General features: G+C 35.6%; 16 protein-coding genes, 2 pseudogenes and 1 riboswitch. Of the genes and pseudogenes, 14 read left to right on the forward strand and 4 right to left on the reverse strand.

All coding sequences use genetic code 11. The features are described from left to right. The first annotated feature begins 246 nt into the window (after positions 1 to 246). On the forward strand, positions 247 to 1,566 hold the full coding sequence (locus tag ACSBPO_RS10865) for an alpha/beta hydrolase family protein (RefSeq protein ID WP_442600064.1): 1,320 nt from the start codon (positions 247 to 249) through the stop codon (positions 1,564 to 1,566). 27 nt (positions 1,567 to 1,593) lie between these two features. Further along, entirely contained in the window at positions 1,594 to 2,607 is a 1,014-nt protein-coding gene (locus ACSBPO_RS10870; RefSeq protein WP_442600065.1) for a GNAT family N-acetyltransferase, read from the forward strand. A 384-nt stretch (positions 2,608 to 2,991) separates the two neighbouring features. Here ACSBPO_RS10870 and ACSBPO_RS10875 read toward each other — a convergent pair whose 3' ends face one another. Next, the gene (locus ACSBPO_RS10875) at positions 2,992 to 4,317 is read right to left on the reverse strand and encodes an MATE family efflux transporter (protein ID WP_442600066.1); all 1,326 of its coding nucleotides are present in this window, start codon (positions 4,315 to 4,317) and stop codon (positions 2,992 to 2,994) included. 148 nt (positions 4,318 to 4,465) lie between these two features. On the opposite strand from ACSBPO_RS10875, the pseudogene ACSBPO_RS10880 reads away from it, so the two are divergent. The 8 genes and pseudogenes from ACSBPO_RS10880 to ACSBPO_RS10915 all read left to right on the forward strand — a co-directional run. Next, positions 4,466 to 4,835, forward strand: a pseudogene (locus ACSBPO_RS10880) (hypothetical protein); the annotation flags it as partial. A 94-nt stretch (positions 4,836 to 4,929) separates the two neighbouring features. After that, complete coding sequence (locus tag ACSBPO_RS10885) at positions 4,930 to 6,075, forward strand: PstS family phosphate ABC transporter substrate-binding protein (RefSeq protein WP_442600067.1); 1,146 nt, start codon at positions 4,930 to 4,932, stop codon at positions 6,073 to 6,075. 136 nt (positions 6,076 to 6,211) lie between these two features. Continuing rightward, positions 6,212 to 6,362: riboswitch (cyclic di-AMP (ydaO/yuaA leader) on the forward strand. A 72-nt stretch (positions 6,363 to 6,434) separates the two neighbouring features. Beyond that, positions 6,435 to 7,091, forward strand: a complete 657-nt coding sequence (locus ACSBPO_RS10890) for a potassium channel family protein (RefSeq protein ID WP_442600068.1) — start codon at positions 6,435 to 6,437, stop codon at positions 7,089 to 7,091. Position 7,092: 1 nt separating this feature from the next. Further along, on the forward strand, positions 7,093 to 8,415 hold the full coding sequence (locus ACSBPO_RS10895; protein WP_442600069.1) for a TrkH family potassium uptake protein: 1,323 nt from the start codon (positions 7,093 to 7,095) through the stop codon (positions 8,413 to 8,415). 178 nt (positions 8,416 to 8,593) lie between these two features. Beyond that, positions 8,594 to 9,157, forward strand: coding sequence for a hypothetical protein (locus ACSBPO_RS10900; protein ID WP_442600070.1), 564 nt, complete (start codon positions 8,594 to 8,596; stop codon positions 9,155 to 9,157). Positions 9,158 to 9,320: 163 nt separating this feature from the next. Next, positions 9,321 to 9,698: a RidA family protein gene (locus ACSBPO_RS10905; protein WP_442600071.1), complete on the forward strand. Its 378-nt coding sequence runs from the start codon at positions 9,321 to 9,323 to the stop codon at positions 9,696 to 9,698. 168 nt (positions 9,699 to 9,866) lie between these two features. Beyond that, positions 9,867 to 10,247 (forward strand): hypothetical protein, encoded by a 381-nt coding sequence (locus tag ACSBPO_RS10910; protein WP_442600072.1) that lies wholly within the window; start codon positions 9,867 to 9,869, stop codon positions 10,245 to 10,247. 70 nt (positions 10,248 to 10,317) lie between these two features. Beyond that, a complete protein-coding gene (locus ACSBPO_RS10915) occupies positions 10,318 to 10,884 on the forward strand; it encodes a nucleotidyltransferase family protein (RefSeq protein WP_442600073.1) in 567 nt (188 codons plus the stop codon). A gap of 436 nt (positions 10,885 to 11,320) precedes the next feature. Here ACSBPO_RS10915 and ACSBPO_RS10920 read toward each other — a convergent pair whose 3' ends face one another. Next, a complete protein-coding gene (locus ACSBPO_RS10920) occupies positions 11,321 to 11,770 on the reverse strand; it encodes a V4R domain-containing protein (RefSeq protein ID WP_442600074.1) in 450 nt (149 codons plus the stop codon). A gap of 131 nt (positions 11,771 to 11,901) precedes the next feature. On the opposite strand from ACSBPO_RS10920, the gene ACSBPO_RS10925 reads away from it, so the two are divergent. After that, a complete protein-coding gene (locus tag ACSBPO_RS10925) occupies positions 11,902 to 13,545 on the forward strand; it encodes an EAL domain-containing protein (protein ID WP_442600075.1) in 1,644 nt (547 codons plus the stop codon). A 235-nt stretch (positions 13,546 to 13,780) separates the two neighbouring features. Here ACSBPO_RS10925 and ACSBPO_RS10930 read toward each other — a convergent pair. Then, a pseudogene (locus tag ACSBPO_RS10930) lies at positions 13,781 to 13,873 on the reverse strand (NAD(+)--rifampin ADP-ribosyltransferase); the annotation flags it as partial. A gap of 247 nt (positions 13,874 to 14,120) precedes the next feature. Here ACSBPO_RS10930 and ACSBPO_RS10935 point away from each other — a divergent pair. Then, a complete protein-coding gene (locus ACSBPO_RS10935; RefSeq protein WP_442600076.1) occupies positions 14,121 to 15,206 on the forward strand; it encodes an LLM class flavin-dependent oxidoreductase in 1,086 nt (361 codons plus the stop codon). A 160-nt stretch (positions 15,207 to 15,366) separates the two neighbouring features. Here the strand turns inward: ACSBPO_RS10935 and ACSBPO_RS10940 are convergent, their stop codons facing one another. Further along, positions 15,367 to 15,705 carry a DUF3889 domain-containing protein gene (locus tag ACSBPO_RS10940; RefSeq protein WP_442600077.1) on the reverse strand — a complete coding sequence of 113 codons (339 nt, stop codon included), beginning with the start codon at positions 15,703 to 15,705 and terminating at the stop codon, positions 15,367 to 15,369. A gap of 175 nt (positions 15,706 to 15,880) precedes the next feature. Between ACSBPO_RS10940 and ACSBPO_RS10945 the strand changes: the two genes are divergently transcribed. After that, positions 15,881 to 16,069, forward strand: coding sequence for a hypothetical protein (locus ACSBPO_RS10945; RefSeq protein WP_442600078.1), 189 nt, complete (start codon positions 15,881 to 15,883; stop codon positions 16,067 to 16,069). Positions 16,070 to 16,167: 98 nt separating this feature from the next. Next, positions 16,168 to 16,314 carry a hypothetical protein gene (locus tag ACSBPO_RS10950; RefSeq protein WP_442600079.1) on the forward strand — a complete coding sequence of 49 codons (147 nt, stop codon included), beginning with the start codon at positions 16,168 to 16,170 and terminating at the stop codon, positions 16,312 to 16,314. The last annotated feature ends 24 nt before the right edge of the window (positions 16,315 to 16,338 follow it).

Raw genomic sequence — 16,338 nt, forward strand, 5'->3', positions numbered from 1 at the left:
AAATAATTTATCCTGTGTCCACTAAGTTATGGAAACAACATCACTCACGAAAAGCTTTACTTCTATAAAAGAGGTAAAGCTATTTTTTTGCGTGCTTTTCTATTTTCTAGTTAATTAGCACTACAAATCTATTAAAAATATATACTTTTCAAACTAGATAGCTTATACTCTTTTCATAAAAAAAGGTAAACAATCCATTAAGTGACAGTAGTTGAGTTCTAGATGGCTTGGAATAGGGAGGAAAAAATGGGAATCATTTTACTTATTTTAGCTGGAATTTTGGAGGTTGGATTACTCATATACAGTATCGTTACGAAATCTAATCAAAAGCGCATTCGAAATTGGGTACGCATTAGTAGTTTGATCGTTTTTGTTGTTTTTGTAACGATTATTAACTGGAGTTTAAAGTGGGAGATACCCGCTGCGGTCCTTTTGCTTTTTGGAATCGTAGCAGTTATTTCATTACTACGGAATAAAGAAGAGAAAAAATATCGCCCTGTTGGGAACCTTTTTAAGGCAGTCGGGATGTGGGCATTAATCGCCGTTGCGTTGTTACCTGCGATCATTTTTCCTCAGCATAAGGAAGTAGAAGCTAGCGGCAACCTTGCTTTCACGACAAAATCGTATACGTTAACAGATGACAGTCGAATCGAAACGTTCACTGATTCAGGTGAAAAAAGAAAAGTAAATATTGAATTTTGGTACCCAAAGAATGCTGATGGAAAATATCCACTCATCGTTTTTTCACACGGTGCGTTTGGAATTAAAGCAAGTAATACGTCTACCTATGAAAATCTAGCAAGTAATGGATATGTAGTGGTGTCGATAGACCATCCTTATCACTCTTTGTTTACGAGAGATACGGTCGGAAAGATGACGCTAGGAGATCAATCCTTTATGCAAGAAGTAGAAGATGTCAATAATGGTGTATATGACGATGCAAAAACCTTTGAGCTCGAGCAAAAATGGTTGAAATTGAGAACAGACGACATCAATTTTGTCATTGATTCGATTAAACAACAAGCGGGAACACAGACTACAGATGAAGTATATCAGCATATCGACACGAATAAAATTGGTTTAATGGGTCATTCCTTAGGTGGTGCAGCTGCTGAGAAGCTTGGTAGAGATCGTCAAGATATTGCTGCTGTAATCAATCTTGATGCAGATTTACTTGGAGAGTATCTTGAAGTTGAAAATGGAAAGCCAATCATCAATAAAGATATTTATCCAGTCCCTTTACTTAGTATTTATTCTGATACGATGAAGAATTTAATGGATGATGTGACGGACCCAAGTATCGTCCTTCCGCAACAGTATATTTCGGATACGGCTCCAGATGCCTATGAGGTGTATATCAAAGGAACTAATCACTTGAGTCTTACTGATTTACCACTTGTATCACCGGTTCTCGCCAACTTGATTAATGGATCATCAGATAAGGGCAACACTACGGAAACGGCTGATAAATACAAAGTTCTTCAAAAGATGAATGGAATCGTTCTGGAATTTTTTAATAGTTATGTGAAGGGTGAAGGCAGTTTTCAATCAGCTGGAACGTACTAAGAGTCTTAAATATGTGGGGTGAAAAATATGTCTTCAAATCAATCTAGTAAGACTCCTCTTGTTGCTAGACTACGAGAGATTTTAATTCCTGAAGATTATGAACCAATTGCCAAGCTTTTTAATTTGATTGAACCTGGTTCGACCACAGCTCAATCCCTTGAGGAAGAAGATCAGCATATGCCTACTACTTCTCATTTGAAAAAAAATGAGGATGGCTGCTTGGTTGGTTTCGGAAGAACACGAGTTGTAGCTGAAAACGAAGAGGGTCAAATCATTGGGTATGGTGCCGCCTTCCGTGCTCCTTGGGCCGCACCTGGTCAACTTGCTAGTATTTTCTGTGTAGATCCCGATTTTCGTGGGCAGGGTGTGGGGAATCTGATTCTATCACATCTTGAAAATTGGGCGAATGAACATCAAGCCTCCGTTTTATCCTCAATCGTCATGGATTGGATTGATGGATCACTATCTTTTGCTCAAAAGCGAGGCTTTGTGTTGGATGCTCATGTATTTGATTTAGAACTAAATCTTAAAGAATTTGACTCTACTAAATATCCGGATTCAGTAGAACTAGCAATAAAGTCAGGTATTCAGTTGGTTACGTTAGCGGACCTTCCAGGAGAGGAATCAGAACATAAATTATACGAATTATGTGTGGAAACATCCAAAGATAATCCTGGTCAATACGCAAACCTTCCTCCATTTGCGGAATGGCGAAAAGAGTTTTTCCCAGAAGATATTTCACGTCAAGATTGGGTTTTTCTTGCAGTAGACGGTGCGCGATTCGTGGGCGTGACTCAATTATTCAACACGGAAGATGATGGTGTGCTTTATACGAACTACACAGCTGTTAAAAAAGAATATCGTGGCCGCGGCATCGCCAAAGCGTTAAAACGTATTTCGATTGATGAGGCGGTTAAGTTAGGTGCACATACGATGACCACGGATTCGGAAGAAAATAACGCTCCGATGCAATCAATTAATAGAAGCTTTGGCTACGTGCCTGGTAAAGGTCACTTCCGAATTCTTAAATCGTTCGTTTAATTCTGCATTTAGAAAATGAAAAAATAGTAATAGCACTTAAAACGTATGGATCATATGAGATTAAATGCGTTTTTTGTTTGGATGGCGGACTCTTCATTTTTTATCGGACACCAGATCCGTTATTTTCAAAAAAAAGGCTATTTTCAAGATGTTATCGGACACAGGGTACGTTATCAGGGTTTAAATCTACCAAAATAGCAAACTTTTAGCTAAATAACGGATCGTATGTCCGATACTGATGTGAAAACACCCATATTTCTATCAATAGCGGAATGTAAGTCCGATAAAATTCCTCGACAGTAAAACACCATCCATTTTCACTAACCGTTTATCAAAAATACATCTAAAAAAGAGCATCCTTTCAATCTAGATGCTCTTTTTGAATTAATTCAGTTTTTTAATCCATCTAAAAGATCGATACCGCAAAATCAACAGAATCGCTCTAATGTAATTATCGATTCCAATGGAAATCCATACCCCAACGAGCCCTAAATGGAAATAAACACCCAATATATACACACCTACAGTGCGAATGGTCCAAATTCCAATAGCGGTTATATACATCGGGTACTTGGTGTCTCCTCCGGCCTGTAAGGTGGCCGTTAGGGATGTAACAATTGCAGTAGCTGGTTGAGTAATGACATCAATCAATAGAACACTGGTAATCAAGCCAATTACAATGGAGTTTTTTGTAAAAATGGGACTTACTAGTGGAGAAGATAAATAGACAATAAATAACATGAATGTCATGGATACGATTAATAATTTAATGGAAGAGACGCTATACTTCTTTGCACTTTCGATATCCCCAGCACCAATACTTTTCCCCACGAGCGTAGTCGTGGCAGTAGCAAATCCTGTACCAATGACAGATGCAAAAATAGTAAAGTTGCCTGCAAGAGTATGAGCGGCATACACTTCGGTTCCCATCCGGATGATCATTCCGAAATAAATGATTTGTCCGAACCTCATGAACAATCGTTCTAAAGATGCTGGGAGCCCAATCCTCACTAAATCCTTGATAACATTTATTTTGATTTTCCAATTTTTCAAATTACTAGTGATGAAATCATTTAACCATAAATGACGAAGCAACAAGATAACACCAAATAAACGCGCCAAAATACTTGCGAGTGCCGCACCTTCTATTCCAAGTCCATTAAAAAACACGCCAAAAATCAGTACATAATCTAATACGAAATGCACTATATTCATCTGTACTCCGACACGCATGGGGGCTTTTGTATCTCCCGAACCTCTTAAAATGGCTCCAATTGTGTACATCATGGATATAAGAATGGAAGGAGTAGCTACCATTCTAAAATAGGTAGTACCAACTTCTAACACTTCTTTATCCGCACCCATTACTCTTAACAATTGTTCTGAAAAGAAGAAGGATATGGCACCAAAGATACCTCCGATGATGACGGTTAGAATAAGAGATTGCGTAGCAATCACTTTAACGCTCTTTTCATCATTTACGCCATTATATCTGGATACGAATACGGACGATGCCGTTCCTAAAGCCAAAAATACCGCGAAGTATATTTGAAGAATGGCGTTCGAAATCCCAACTGCGGCGACTTCTTTTAATCCTAATTTTGAAATAAACAACGTATCAACAAAACCTACCATACTTTGAAGAAGGCTTTCAATGATGGCTGGAATCGCCAATACGATGATACTTTTTGAAAAGTTATTTAGTCTCATTTCATCACCTTTTATGTAAAAGAAAGCTTCCAATAAATATATTATAAGAGTTCCAATTTGTATATAAAATTAGAATTTACCGCATTCTTAAACCAATAAAAAGTGAACGATAAAACTACGATTTTTTCATAAGATTGGAAGGGTTTTTTATTTACTTCCTCTTGATAACCGAACCGAGGAACGTAAATTATTTGATACCATCCATCGATCAGACGGTACCTCACTTGTCGATATAGGTGCGGCTCTTGCGACTGCCTTTTCAGTTATAGGTGCAAGTATAGGTTTTAAGCTTGCTTGGGGGACCAATCTATTGGGGGTTAATAGCTGCATGTATCGGATTTATCGTTGGCTTAGCTCTTCGTCTATTTACAGAAATAGTGATAAAAAAAAGACGAAGATTATTAAAAGGATTCCATTCTGAGATTATTATGATCGTGGACTGTAATGAATCTCAAGGAGAGTTAGTGGAGAATATCCTATTTAGTCATTACGCACTCGGTGTAGCAAAAGTGATGTGAGTACTGAAATAAACATACAGTAAGAGTTCCAATTGGTATAATAAAATTGGAATTATTTATTAAAAATATATTACTACCAATAGGAGATGGATGAATGAGATTGTTTGGCTCCATATTGACCATAATTGTTTTTAGTTTATTTGGATTTGTGGGCACTATAGTGGCATTACTTTCAGGGAATGATGAGTTCTATGGCTTAGGGATCCCTATCATGACGTTTGGTATCATTGTCATTATTATTCTAGCAATCTATGGTCAATTAAAGAAAAAAGTACCCAAGATTTGTGCCATTGGTTTTGTTGGAATAAGTGCGGTTTCCATAATGGGTTTTGAAGGCTATCATTCATATTTAAGGAGTCTCGAAGTAGTAAGCACCCAAGATGTTAATCTGTCTGAATATCGGCCATTTGTTGAAGAAACAAAAGCGGTATCTTTAGATAATCCCTCCACTTTTAAAATAAAAGACAATCTCCCAAAACTAGATGGCGCCACGGCATTATACCCTGTATATTCATCTTTTGTTCAAGCCGTTTACCCGAAAAAAGAGTATCCCTTATATGAAGGCGAGGTTGTTTCCAGCCAAACTAACGGTGCGTTTGACCGTCTAATGAACGGAGAAGTTGACATCATTTTTATGGCACACCCTTCAGAAGAACAAATGAATCGTGCTGAGAGATTAGGGAAAAAGTTAACCCTGACTCCCATTGGCAGAGAAGCATTTGTGTTCTTTGTCCATTCAAAAAATCCAGTTGATCAACTTTCACTCAAACAAATTCTAGGAATTTATTCCGGTGAAATCACAAATTGGGAGGAAGTAGGGGGAAGTAGGGAAGAAATACGTGCCTTTCAACGACCTGAAGGAAGCGGAAGTCAAACAACGTTGAAAAAGTTTATGGGTAGTACTCCTTTAATGGATGCTCCATCCGAAGATATTGTCTCAGCAATGGGCGGTATTATTAGAGAAACGACTAATTATCAAAATAGAAAAAATGCGATTGGTTTTTCCTTCAGACATTTTTCACAGGAAATGGTTCATAATGGAAAAATCAAAAATATTGCCGTTGAAGGTGTATTACCGACAAAAGAAAATATCCAAAATAATACCTATCCCATTGTCGCTGAATTTTATGCTATCACGGCTGATAGTAAAAATCCTCATATTGAAACATTTATTAATTGGATGCTATCCAAACAAGGGCAAAAGATCGTAGACTTGTCGGGGTATGTACCTCTGAACTAAAGGTTGCATGGAAATTAGCTCACAGAGACCTAATTCGAAATAAAGCTAGTCTTGTCAGATTTTAAGAAAGAAATAATGGATAATTTTTTATTGACACAATTTGTTAATAGTCGTATTTTATATTTATCTTTATAATTCAACCTTTTTGCTGAATCAATTGAGCGGGGGAACCAATTTTTGATAAACCATGTTTATCTTGGGGTGAATCTTAACATATTAAGTTAAGAAGGGATACTCTCAATCCCTAATCCGACAGCTAACTCCGTAAGCGTTTTGAGGGAAGGGTTAATGATTTCATTGACCATTCTTTTCTTAAGAGTGGTCTTTTTGTGTTCATTAGGAAGGAGAAATCATATTAAATGAAGAAAATGTTTGCAGTTTTTGGTCTAGGGCGTTTTGGTGGAAGTTTAGTAAAAGAGTTTTCAGAACTTGGTGTTGAGGTAATGGCAATCGATATAGATCAAGATAAGGTAAATGAATATTCCATGATAGCCACACATGCAGTCCAATGTAATGCCATTGATGAGTCTACACTAAAAGCATTAGGGGTTAGAAACTTTGATCACGCATTCGTTTCTTTTGGGGACAATATTGAATCAAGTATTTTAACATCACTATTGCTTAAAGAATTGGGAGTTCCTATTGTATGGTCAAAGGCTCAGAATGATTATCATCAAAAGGTTTTAGAAAAAGTTGGGGTAGATCGTGTTATTCATCCGGAAAGAGATATGGCTAAAAGAATAGCTAATCATATCGTTACTGATAAAATCATTGATTATATTGAGTTATCCAAAAATTACAGTATGGTAGAGATTCGAGCTAGTGATAAAATCCATAATAAAACCTTAATGGACCTAGATGTACGTGCAAAATACGGCTGTAATATTGTTGGATTTCAAAGAGGAGAAGAAATTGTTGTTGCCCCTTCGGCAGAAGATATGATCTACAAAGGGGATGTACTAATCGTTCTTGGTCATAATGCAGATATACATAGGTTCGAGGAAGAAGGCGTTTAACATGAAGTATAAAAATATTAACCTTTCGCCTTATCAGTTATTAAGCATAATCTTTCTTATTTTTATCTTTATAGGAACGCTATTATTAAAATTGCCTTTCGCTACAACCGAACCAATTACATGGATTGATGCTTTATTCACAACGACATCTGCGATGACAGTAACGGGCCTCGCAGTCGTTGATACAGCACAAACTTACACCTTATTTGGAGAGATTGTCATTTTATTCTTGATTCAACTTGGCGGATTAGGAATCATGTCCTTTGCTGTATTAATTTATATTATGTTAGGAAAAAAAATTGGTATTAAGGAACGGATATTAATACAACAAGCCTTAAACCAGACATCTATAGGTGGAATTATAAAATTAGTCAAAACTCTTTTTTTATTTTCCTTCACAGTCGAATTTATAGCCATGCTCCTACTGGCGTATAGATGGGTTCCAGAGTTTGGTTGGGGAAAAGGGTTTTATTATAGTATTTTTCATTCCATATCAGCTTTTAATAACGCAGGATTTGCACTATGGTCAGATAGTCTGATGAGATTTGTTGGGGATCCGACTATTAATATTGTGATTTCGTTGTTATTTATAATAGGTGGAATCGGTTTTACTGTATTAGCAGATTTAAAATATAAAAATACCTTTCGTAAATTAAGTCTTCATTCCAAAATTATGATCATCGGAACTCTCGTTATAAACGTGGTTGCCATGCTTTTCATTTTTGCATTGGAATATGGAAATCCTAATACATTGGCTGGACTGCCTACTCTTGGTGATAAGTTATGGGCTTCTTATTTTCAAGCTGTTACTCCTAGAACGGCTGGATTCAATTCGTTAGACATAGGAAGTTTAAATGAAGATACGATCTTTTTAATGCTGCTCCTAATGTTTGTTGGGGCAGGAAGTGCTTCTACAGGTGGCGGAATTAAATTAACGACCTTTATGATCATTATTTTTAGTGTAATAACTTTCTTAAAAGGTAAACGAGAAATAGTCATTGCCAAAAGATCTATCGATGAATCGTTTATCGTTCGTTCTTTAGCGATTTCAACGATTGGAATTGTTTTTATTTTTGTAGCGGTTTTTATCTTAAATATCACCGAAAAGGCATCTTTCCTACCCATTCTATTTGAGGTCATTTCTGCTTTTGGAACGGTTGGTTTATCAATGGGGATAACAGGATCACTATCATTTATCGGTAAAATAGTCATTATTTTTATTATGTTTTTAGGTAAAATTGGTCCACTTACTCTTGCGTTCTCATTAGCAAGACCTGAAAAAGCTAAGATAAAATATCCTAACGAAGATATATTAACGGGATAAGTTAAATTTAGAATCAATACCAAATAATTGGTCTTGGTTTTCAATTTCTGAAAGATTTTCATGATAATGTTGGTTTCATGGCAACTAAACAACCCCTTACTTCAAGAACTAGCAGGAACTTTTGATTTTTAAGAGAATTAATGATGGAGCTAAGCTATCTTGTTGGGGGTATCAGACAATGAAAAAATCAACCATTCAATGTATAGATGACCTTGTCTTTATGGAAAAATTGAATCTTTTTGAAAAACCGGATGTGATTCTCTATCATCCCGGTCACTTTCCAGAACTAAATGAACAATTACTAGATTACTATCATCAATTTGGAGCAAAAGTCATCATGATTCCTGGAGTTTTTAACCAGTTCTTAGAGTGTAATGAATATGATTATTATGCTCCGTTGTTAGTAAACAGAGGGATCGAAAAAGAGAAGCTGCTTTCCATTCCTATTACTCATGATTTAAAAGGCGTGGACGGAGTCATTCAATCCGCTTTTGATTACCTCAATAATACAAGCCATAAAAATATTTTATTGGCTGGGAAGTCCTTTTTTAGTAGACGATTTTATTTATTGGCATCTATTTACGCAAATGAAGAGAAGGTACTAGATATATTACCTCTTCAAGATGACAGAGAAATCATACCGACCAAATGGACCCAAAGTGAAAAGGGTAGAGCAAGGGTATTAAATGAAATGGAACAATATTCAAAGATTATTAAAGAAAACTCAAGTGCTATATTTTAATAAGAATTATCTTCGGTATAATTGGTTGATATTTAAATAATAAAACGATGGTCATCTAAAGGTATTGCTTGGATGGGACGGTTATATTTCTCATATATTCCATATGCCTTACAATTCCACCATTTATCTATTTTTTTCTTTATATCTAAAGGAGGAGTTTTATATGTCAAGAGAAGCTTTTAGTGCATCTGGAGCTGTTGCTGTTGGTCCTTATTCACATGCAATTGAAACAGGTGATATAATATTTTTATCTGGGCAAACCCCAGTAGACTCACAGACTGGAAAGCTTGTAGAAGGTGATATTGTTGAACAAACAAATCAATGTTTTAAAAATCTTTTCAATGTATTGGAAGCAGCAGGTTTAACACCTGATCATGTTCAAAAAGTGAATGTATTCTTAACTGATATGAATCATTTCACAGCAATGAATGAAGTTTATGCTCAACAATTTTCTGAGCCATATCCTGCTCGTACAACTATAGGTGTGTCATCCCTACCACTTGGTGCACAGGTTGAAATCGAGATGATAGCTAGAAGATAAAACTTAGGTAAAAATAGCTCTATCAAAATAGGTAGAGATTAGAAACTAGAAAAGGGCGATTCTTCTATCACGAGGGGTCGCCTTTTCTTCACAGCACGGGAGTTTAGTGGAAGAAATCAAGAACCAAGATGAACAGAGCCTTTACTATGTGCAAAAGGGAGGGATAATATGAGACATCGTCATTTTGTATTGCCAACTGTTACTGCCATCATTTTAGCACTGGTTGGGATCCTATTCTATCAGTGGTTAAATCAACCGATTAAGGGCAGTAACTTTACGAAGATGACCATTTATTTGAACCGGGATACAGAAGGTCCATATGTGATTACTGAAAAAGACGTTATCGATGAATACATTAAAAAAATCAACACGGGTTTGAGAAAGGATATAACCAAAATCCAATTCGAACACGGTCCTGATGGAAGAATTATACTTGAAGGAAATAAAACGGTTGAGGTAAAAGTGTTCAGTAATGGTGGTAATGTAGTTACAGATAAGTATCTTATCGATACAGTATTTCATTTTGAAAAAATAATGAAAAAGGAATAACTTTTTTTCAAGAGTTAATTAAAGGTGCCTTAAGCTACAATAGAAATATATGTTCGGTAGGGGTGATAAGATGTTAAAAACAGAAGAGGATGTAATAAAGATTATATCTGAAGATAAATGGATGCTGGAGGTATTAAAGGCTGTAAAATCACTAGATTTACCAGACTGGTGGATTTGTGCGGGTTTTGTACGTTCTAAAATTTGGGATACATTACATGGTTTTCATAACAGAACGAAAACACCGGATGTGGACGTTATTTATTTTGATAAAGAAAATATCGATGAAAAAATAGAAAAGAACTTGGAAGATCAATTACGGAGTATTATTCCTGATATACCTTGGTCCGTAAAAAATGAAGCTAGAATGCACATTGTAAACCATTTACCACCTTATACTTCTTCAGTTGATGCTATATCTAAATTTCCAGAAACAGCAACGGCTCTTGGAGTAAAATTAGATGAGAAAGATCATGTGATTCTAACTGCTCCATGCGGAATTGATGATGTAATCCATTTAGAAGTCAAGCCAACATCCTTTTTTATTGAAACCATAGAACGGGCTGCCATTTATGAGGAACGGATTATTAAGAAAAATTGGAAGTCTACCTGGCAAAAAATAATAGTTCATCACATATAAATCCTGTTAAGCAAACTAAAACACATGATAAAAAAAGTGTTTTTATCAATGAATGTATTAACTAGTTAGTTTAACAGCGGGCTGATCAGGTACTAAAATATAATTAAATGATGAACTAAGGACTCAAATAACGTACCCTTAGTCCGCCAACTCCTCCAAAACAGTGTATTTGACCAAAAATGTGTAATGCTGAAGAAAAGATAAAAAAGATTGCAGGGGAAATATATTAAAACATTACAAGGTTGAATAAGTTACCAGTAAATTATGTAATTTGGAAGTGTTTTGTAAGTATTGAAAGTCCCTCCCAAGGTGGGACTCTCTACACTACACTAGCTACCGTAAAAGTGAAACCAAATAAAATTTACTCAACTAGAAAAGTAACGCTAATCCTATAATATGAAAAGGGAGTTTAAGAAAAAATAGAATTTGTTCAAATTTAAAGCTTGCTAACCTTATATTCGCAATAATCGTCTCCGTTCACATTACACTTTGTCTCACGAATAGAAATCTTCCGGTTCCATACTTTCGTAAGGGCACCTTCAAGAATAGCCCCTTCTAAATCACATACCATTTTACCGCCTTGTGATGGTAACCCTTCGCAGAAACAATCATCCACTGCAATGTGTAATTCATTTTCATCTTCATATATGATGTGGGGGATTCCAATTTTTAATTGAGTAAACAAATCTAGTACATCTTCCATAGATTCTACTGGTAGACTCTCACCAATCTTTCGGCCAACCGTAATGGTTGTGCTTTTTCCTTGCATAGGGAGTCCCTGATACATACCAATTAATCTAATTGCACGAAATAATTCCAAAGGAACATGATCTCCCAGAACTTCCCGTTTAATTTTTTTCATATCCTCAAATGTAAAGTTTTCCATACTAATTCCTCCTATAAACCCTATGCTTATGTCTCATTATCTCAAGAAAAGGGTTAAATTCACTTGATTTACATCAAGGAATCAACAAGTTCTTTAAGTTAGAGTGAAGGAAAATGAAAGAGGTCTTACTTATGATGGATATATTAAACACAAACAATCTTTCAAATCATGTATTTAACCAAATTAATCAAGGAATTCTCGTTTGTGATCTTACAGGGAAAATTCTATTGGCTAATCCATACTTTTTACATATGACAGGATATTCAAAAAAGGAAGTGGAAGGGAAAAAAGCTCAAGAACTAGGAATTCATAATGAACCTTTTGAAGGGTTCCAACAATCTACTAATAAGCAGCATTGGCAGGGGGAGGTTCTAGTCCTTCAAAAAAATGGCGATGTACGTATGCAATTACTCGAAATAATCTTAATTAACGACGGAAATGAAACTTATTTTCATATGTACACCTATAGGGATTTCCATCCAACAACTTACCGAGATTCACTTACTCAGCTCCCCAATCGGCGCTGTTTTCAACATTGTATGATTAGAACTTTAGCTATGGCCCATACACACGACAAAATTTTTGCCGTTCTTTATGTAGATTTAGATCGCTTTAAGTTTGTCAATGATACTCTTGGACATTCTTCTGGGGACGAACTTTTAATGGAGGCTGCTCAACGTTTAAAGTCATGTCTTCGAAAGGGTGATACAATTGCCAGAATGGGTGGAGATGAGTTCCTCTGTTTACTATACAACATTGGGGATGAAGGAGATGTAGAAACAGTAGCTCAACATATTTTAGATGTTTTATCACTGCCTTTTTTTCTTCACGGGCAAGAAATTTATATTTCGGCAAGCATAGGTATTAGTCGTTATCCTTATGATGGAGATGATAGTGAATCTTTAATTACAAGTGCTGATGAAGCCATGTATCGTGCTAAAAGACAAGGGAGAAATAATTATGAATGGGCTAGGGCTGAAGTTCATGCAGGTAGTTTCGAGCGATTAATTTTACAGAGTAGTTTACACAAGGCATTGCTTCAAAATCAATTATTACTATATTATCAGCCACAATTAGATTTAAAACATAATCGAATTATTTCTATGGAAGCACTCATACGGTGGCAACATCCTGAATTAGGGTTAATATCTCCAAGTGATTTTATTCCGCTTGCAGAAGAAAGCGGTTTAATACTATCTATGGGGGAATGGGTCATTCGTACGGCATGCCAGCAGAACAAGGAAATGCAACAAAAAGGATATCCTCCAATCCGTGTGGCTGCTAATTTATCTGCGATCCAAATATTGCAGCAAGATTTGCCACAGAAAGTAGCCAAAATTCTAAAGGAAACCGGGCTGGATGCACAGTGGCTTGAGTTGGAAATTACAGAAAGTGCCATAATGCAGGATAGGAAAAAAGCTGTGACTGTATTGAAGAAGTTGAGGGAAATGGGTATCCATTTATCGATTGACGATTTTGGTACGGGGTATTCGTCTTTAACTTATCTTACGGAATTACCAGTTGATACTTTAAAAATAGACCGATCTTTTATTCGAGACCTAACACTAAATGAAAACAATCAGGCTGTGACACATGCTATTATCACTTTGGCACACGATCTCAAACTAAAGGTCGTTGCAGAAGGGGTGGAGACGGATGATCAATTGAAACGGATTAAAGAGAATGCGTGTGATGCCATTCAGGGATTTTTATTTAGCAGACCCATTCCTCCTGAGAAACTACGAAAATTTATAAATTTAATGGGAAAATATTAATTTACTAAATCATCACCATCAGAAGTATTTTTTGAAAACGATATTAGTGATAATCATATGAATTATTGCTTCTTTAACAGACATTCCTTTTTTTCGGTTTCTTTCGATTTTTTCAATTCAAGTTTTATATATAACTTGTTTATCTTTGGCTTATTTTCATTCCTTAAAGGAGTTAAGCCGCTGACTTAATACAGGGATAACTGTATCGTAAACTATAATGTTATGAATTTATAAATGACCTATAAGAACGTGTTGGGTTTCCATGAAATTTTTTGTCAGTTAAATTCGGATCATTTTCAAAATCACCTAATGGTTCTACAATGTAAATTCTTTCTTTACACAAAATTTATATAAAAAATGCTAACTTTGATTTTATTTAAATATAATTATATACTTACTTACGTAAAGTAACTTTATGATAAATCATACGTATTTTTAGAGAAAATTTTTGAAAATGATTACTAAGTTAAAGAGTATTGACGCATCCATTACTGAAGTAAATGGTTCTTATGTTACTTTTGATCCATCAGGTAATCGAATGATCCTGAAAGTTTAAGTTGGAGGAATTTACTATCATGAAAAAATTTGAAGGATATAATAATTCAGAAATAGAAATTGGTCTTTATACACTAGGAGATATGAGTTTAGACCCTCTTTCGGGTAAACCCATTAGTGCGAGTCAAAGAATAAAAGAAATTATGGAAGCTGCTAAACTTGCCGATGAAGCTGGACTTGATGTGTTTGGAGTAGGTGAACATCACCGTTTAGACTATGCCACTTCTGCCGTTCCAGTAGTTTTAGCAGCGATCGCTCAAATAACAAAACGAATCAAGTTGACAAGTGCAACGACTGTATTAAGCACGGTTGATCCTGTTCGGCTATTTGAAGACTATGCTACTTTAGATTTGGTTTCAGACGGACGTGCCGAAATCATTGCGGGCCGTGGGGCATTTGTGGAATCCTTTTCTCTTTTCGGTTATGACTTAGATGACTATGATGCTTTATTCTCTGAAAATATGGAGTTATTCTTAAAACTTAACGAAAACGAGACAGTTACATGGAATGGAAGCTTTCGTTCTCCGTTAAGAAACGCTGAAATAGCCCCAAGACCGTTACAAAGTCAGATCCCCATTTGGGTTGGTGTAGGAGGCACTCCAGAAAGTGCAGCTCGTGCTGGCAGATTAGGTGTCGGGATGGCTTTAGCTATACTTGGTGGTGATCCCATGCGATTTAAACCACTGATTGACCTATACCGTAAAACAGGTATTGAAGCTGGACATGATGTTAACAAACTTCAAGTAGGCGTAACCGGTCATGGTTATATCTCAAAGACAACCCAACAAGCCAGGGAGGAATTTTACCCTTATTACTCCAATTACCGGTCTTATGTAAATCGTCAGCGAGGTATAGCAAGTGGTAGAATATCCAAATCTGATTTTGAGCTAATGACAGGTCCTGATACTGCGTTATTTGTGGGAAGCCCTCAACAGATTGCAGAAAAAATCCTTCAACAATACGAACTTTTTGGGCATCAGCGTTTTATGGCGCAGATCGATATAGGCGGAGTTCCATTTAAAAAAATAATCGAGGGAATTGAATTGTTAGCGACAGAAGTAGCTCCAATCGTTCGAAGAGAAACACGTAAGGCTATAAACGTATAGATGGTGTAAAGAATGGGCTTTCTTAACACCCTTCAAGAAAACAATTAAACGACCTTTGCTTAAGAGTAAAGGTCGTTTTTCATTATTAAGAGGTAACAACTAACGGTATTGACATATCAATAAGCATTTTTTAGTTTCAGAGAAATATTGATAAGCCTATTTACTTAGTTGTTTTTTTATATTTAATGTTAGTGATTTTTTCTGTTTTATTATCGAATTGAATATCAATATATACTCCATATTCTTTACTGCCTTCTTTTAGCCATAGTTTAAACTTTTCGGTAGATGTTTTTGATCCTTTTTCCCTACCAACATGAAGATAATCGATAATATCAGCTTTAGGATACCTTTCCTTCGTTTTTTGCATGGCGATTTTCCCCCATTTAGCATAGGTAGGTATATCTGGTTCTGCAAATACAATATTTGACGAATGGGGTGTAGCCCTATATACAGGAAAGAAAAAGAAAAAAACTAATAGTATGGAAATGACTATTTTCATTCGGAAAACCTTCTTTTTAGTTTTATGGTTACAAATTCAACGGATTTTATTCATTTTTCAAGGATTGTAACCGTGTCTTGGGTTTAAAATCTGGTCGAAATAAAGATTAAAGGGAACTTATACCTTTCTTAAACGTATGTAGTTTAATAAACGTAAAATAAAGGGGGGGAGTCATTTGTTCTATGAAGACTTTCATACCGTATTATCAACATTATTGTTTTGGTGGCTAATATTGCTTGTTTTTCAAAGAGTTACGAATCGATTTCCCAAAAAGAACACGTGGAAAAAAGATATTATTTTAACCTTTTTTCAAAGTATCATGATTCTTATTTTATTACCTGTATTATTTGATCTATTCAAATAAATCTATTAATGATAAATGAACTCTAATTAATTTGATTTTTCCAAGGAAAGTAATACTAAAATTAGGATAACAGTTATCGTTTTAGGAGGTTTATATTAGTGTTGAGGTTTGTGGATGACTTAGCTGGAGCTATATATAATGCTATTAAGTTTATAATAAGATCTGTTAGTTATTTACTTGCAGGAATGTTGATTGTTGCCGTTCCTGTGTATTTGATTGTTTGGATATTCGGTTTGTTTCAGTAATTTTACTCAGTTATCAGGAGCCTT

The organism is Neobacillus sp. D3-1R (assembly GCF_052180215.1).
In the GTDB taxonomy this organism is placed as follows: Bacteria; Bacillota; Bacilli; order Bacillales; family Cytobacillaceae; genus Pseudoneobacillus.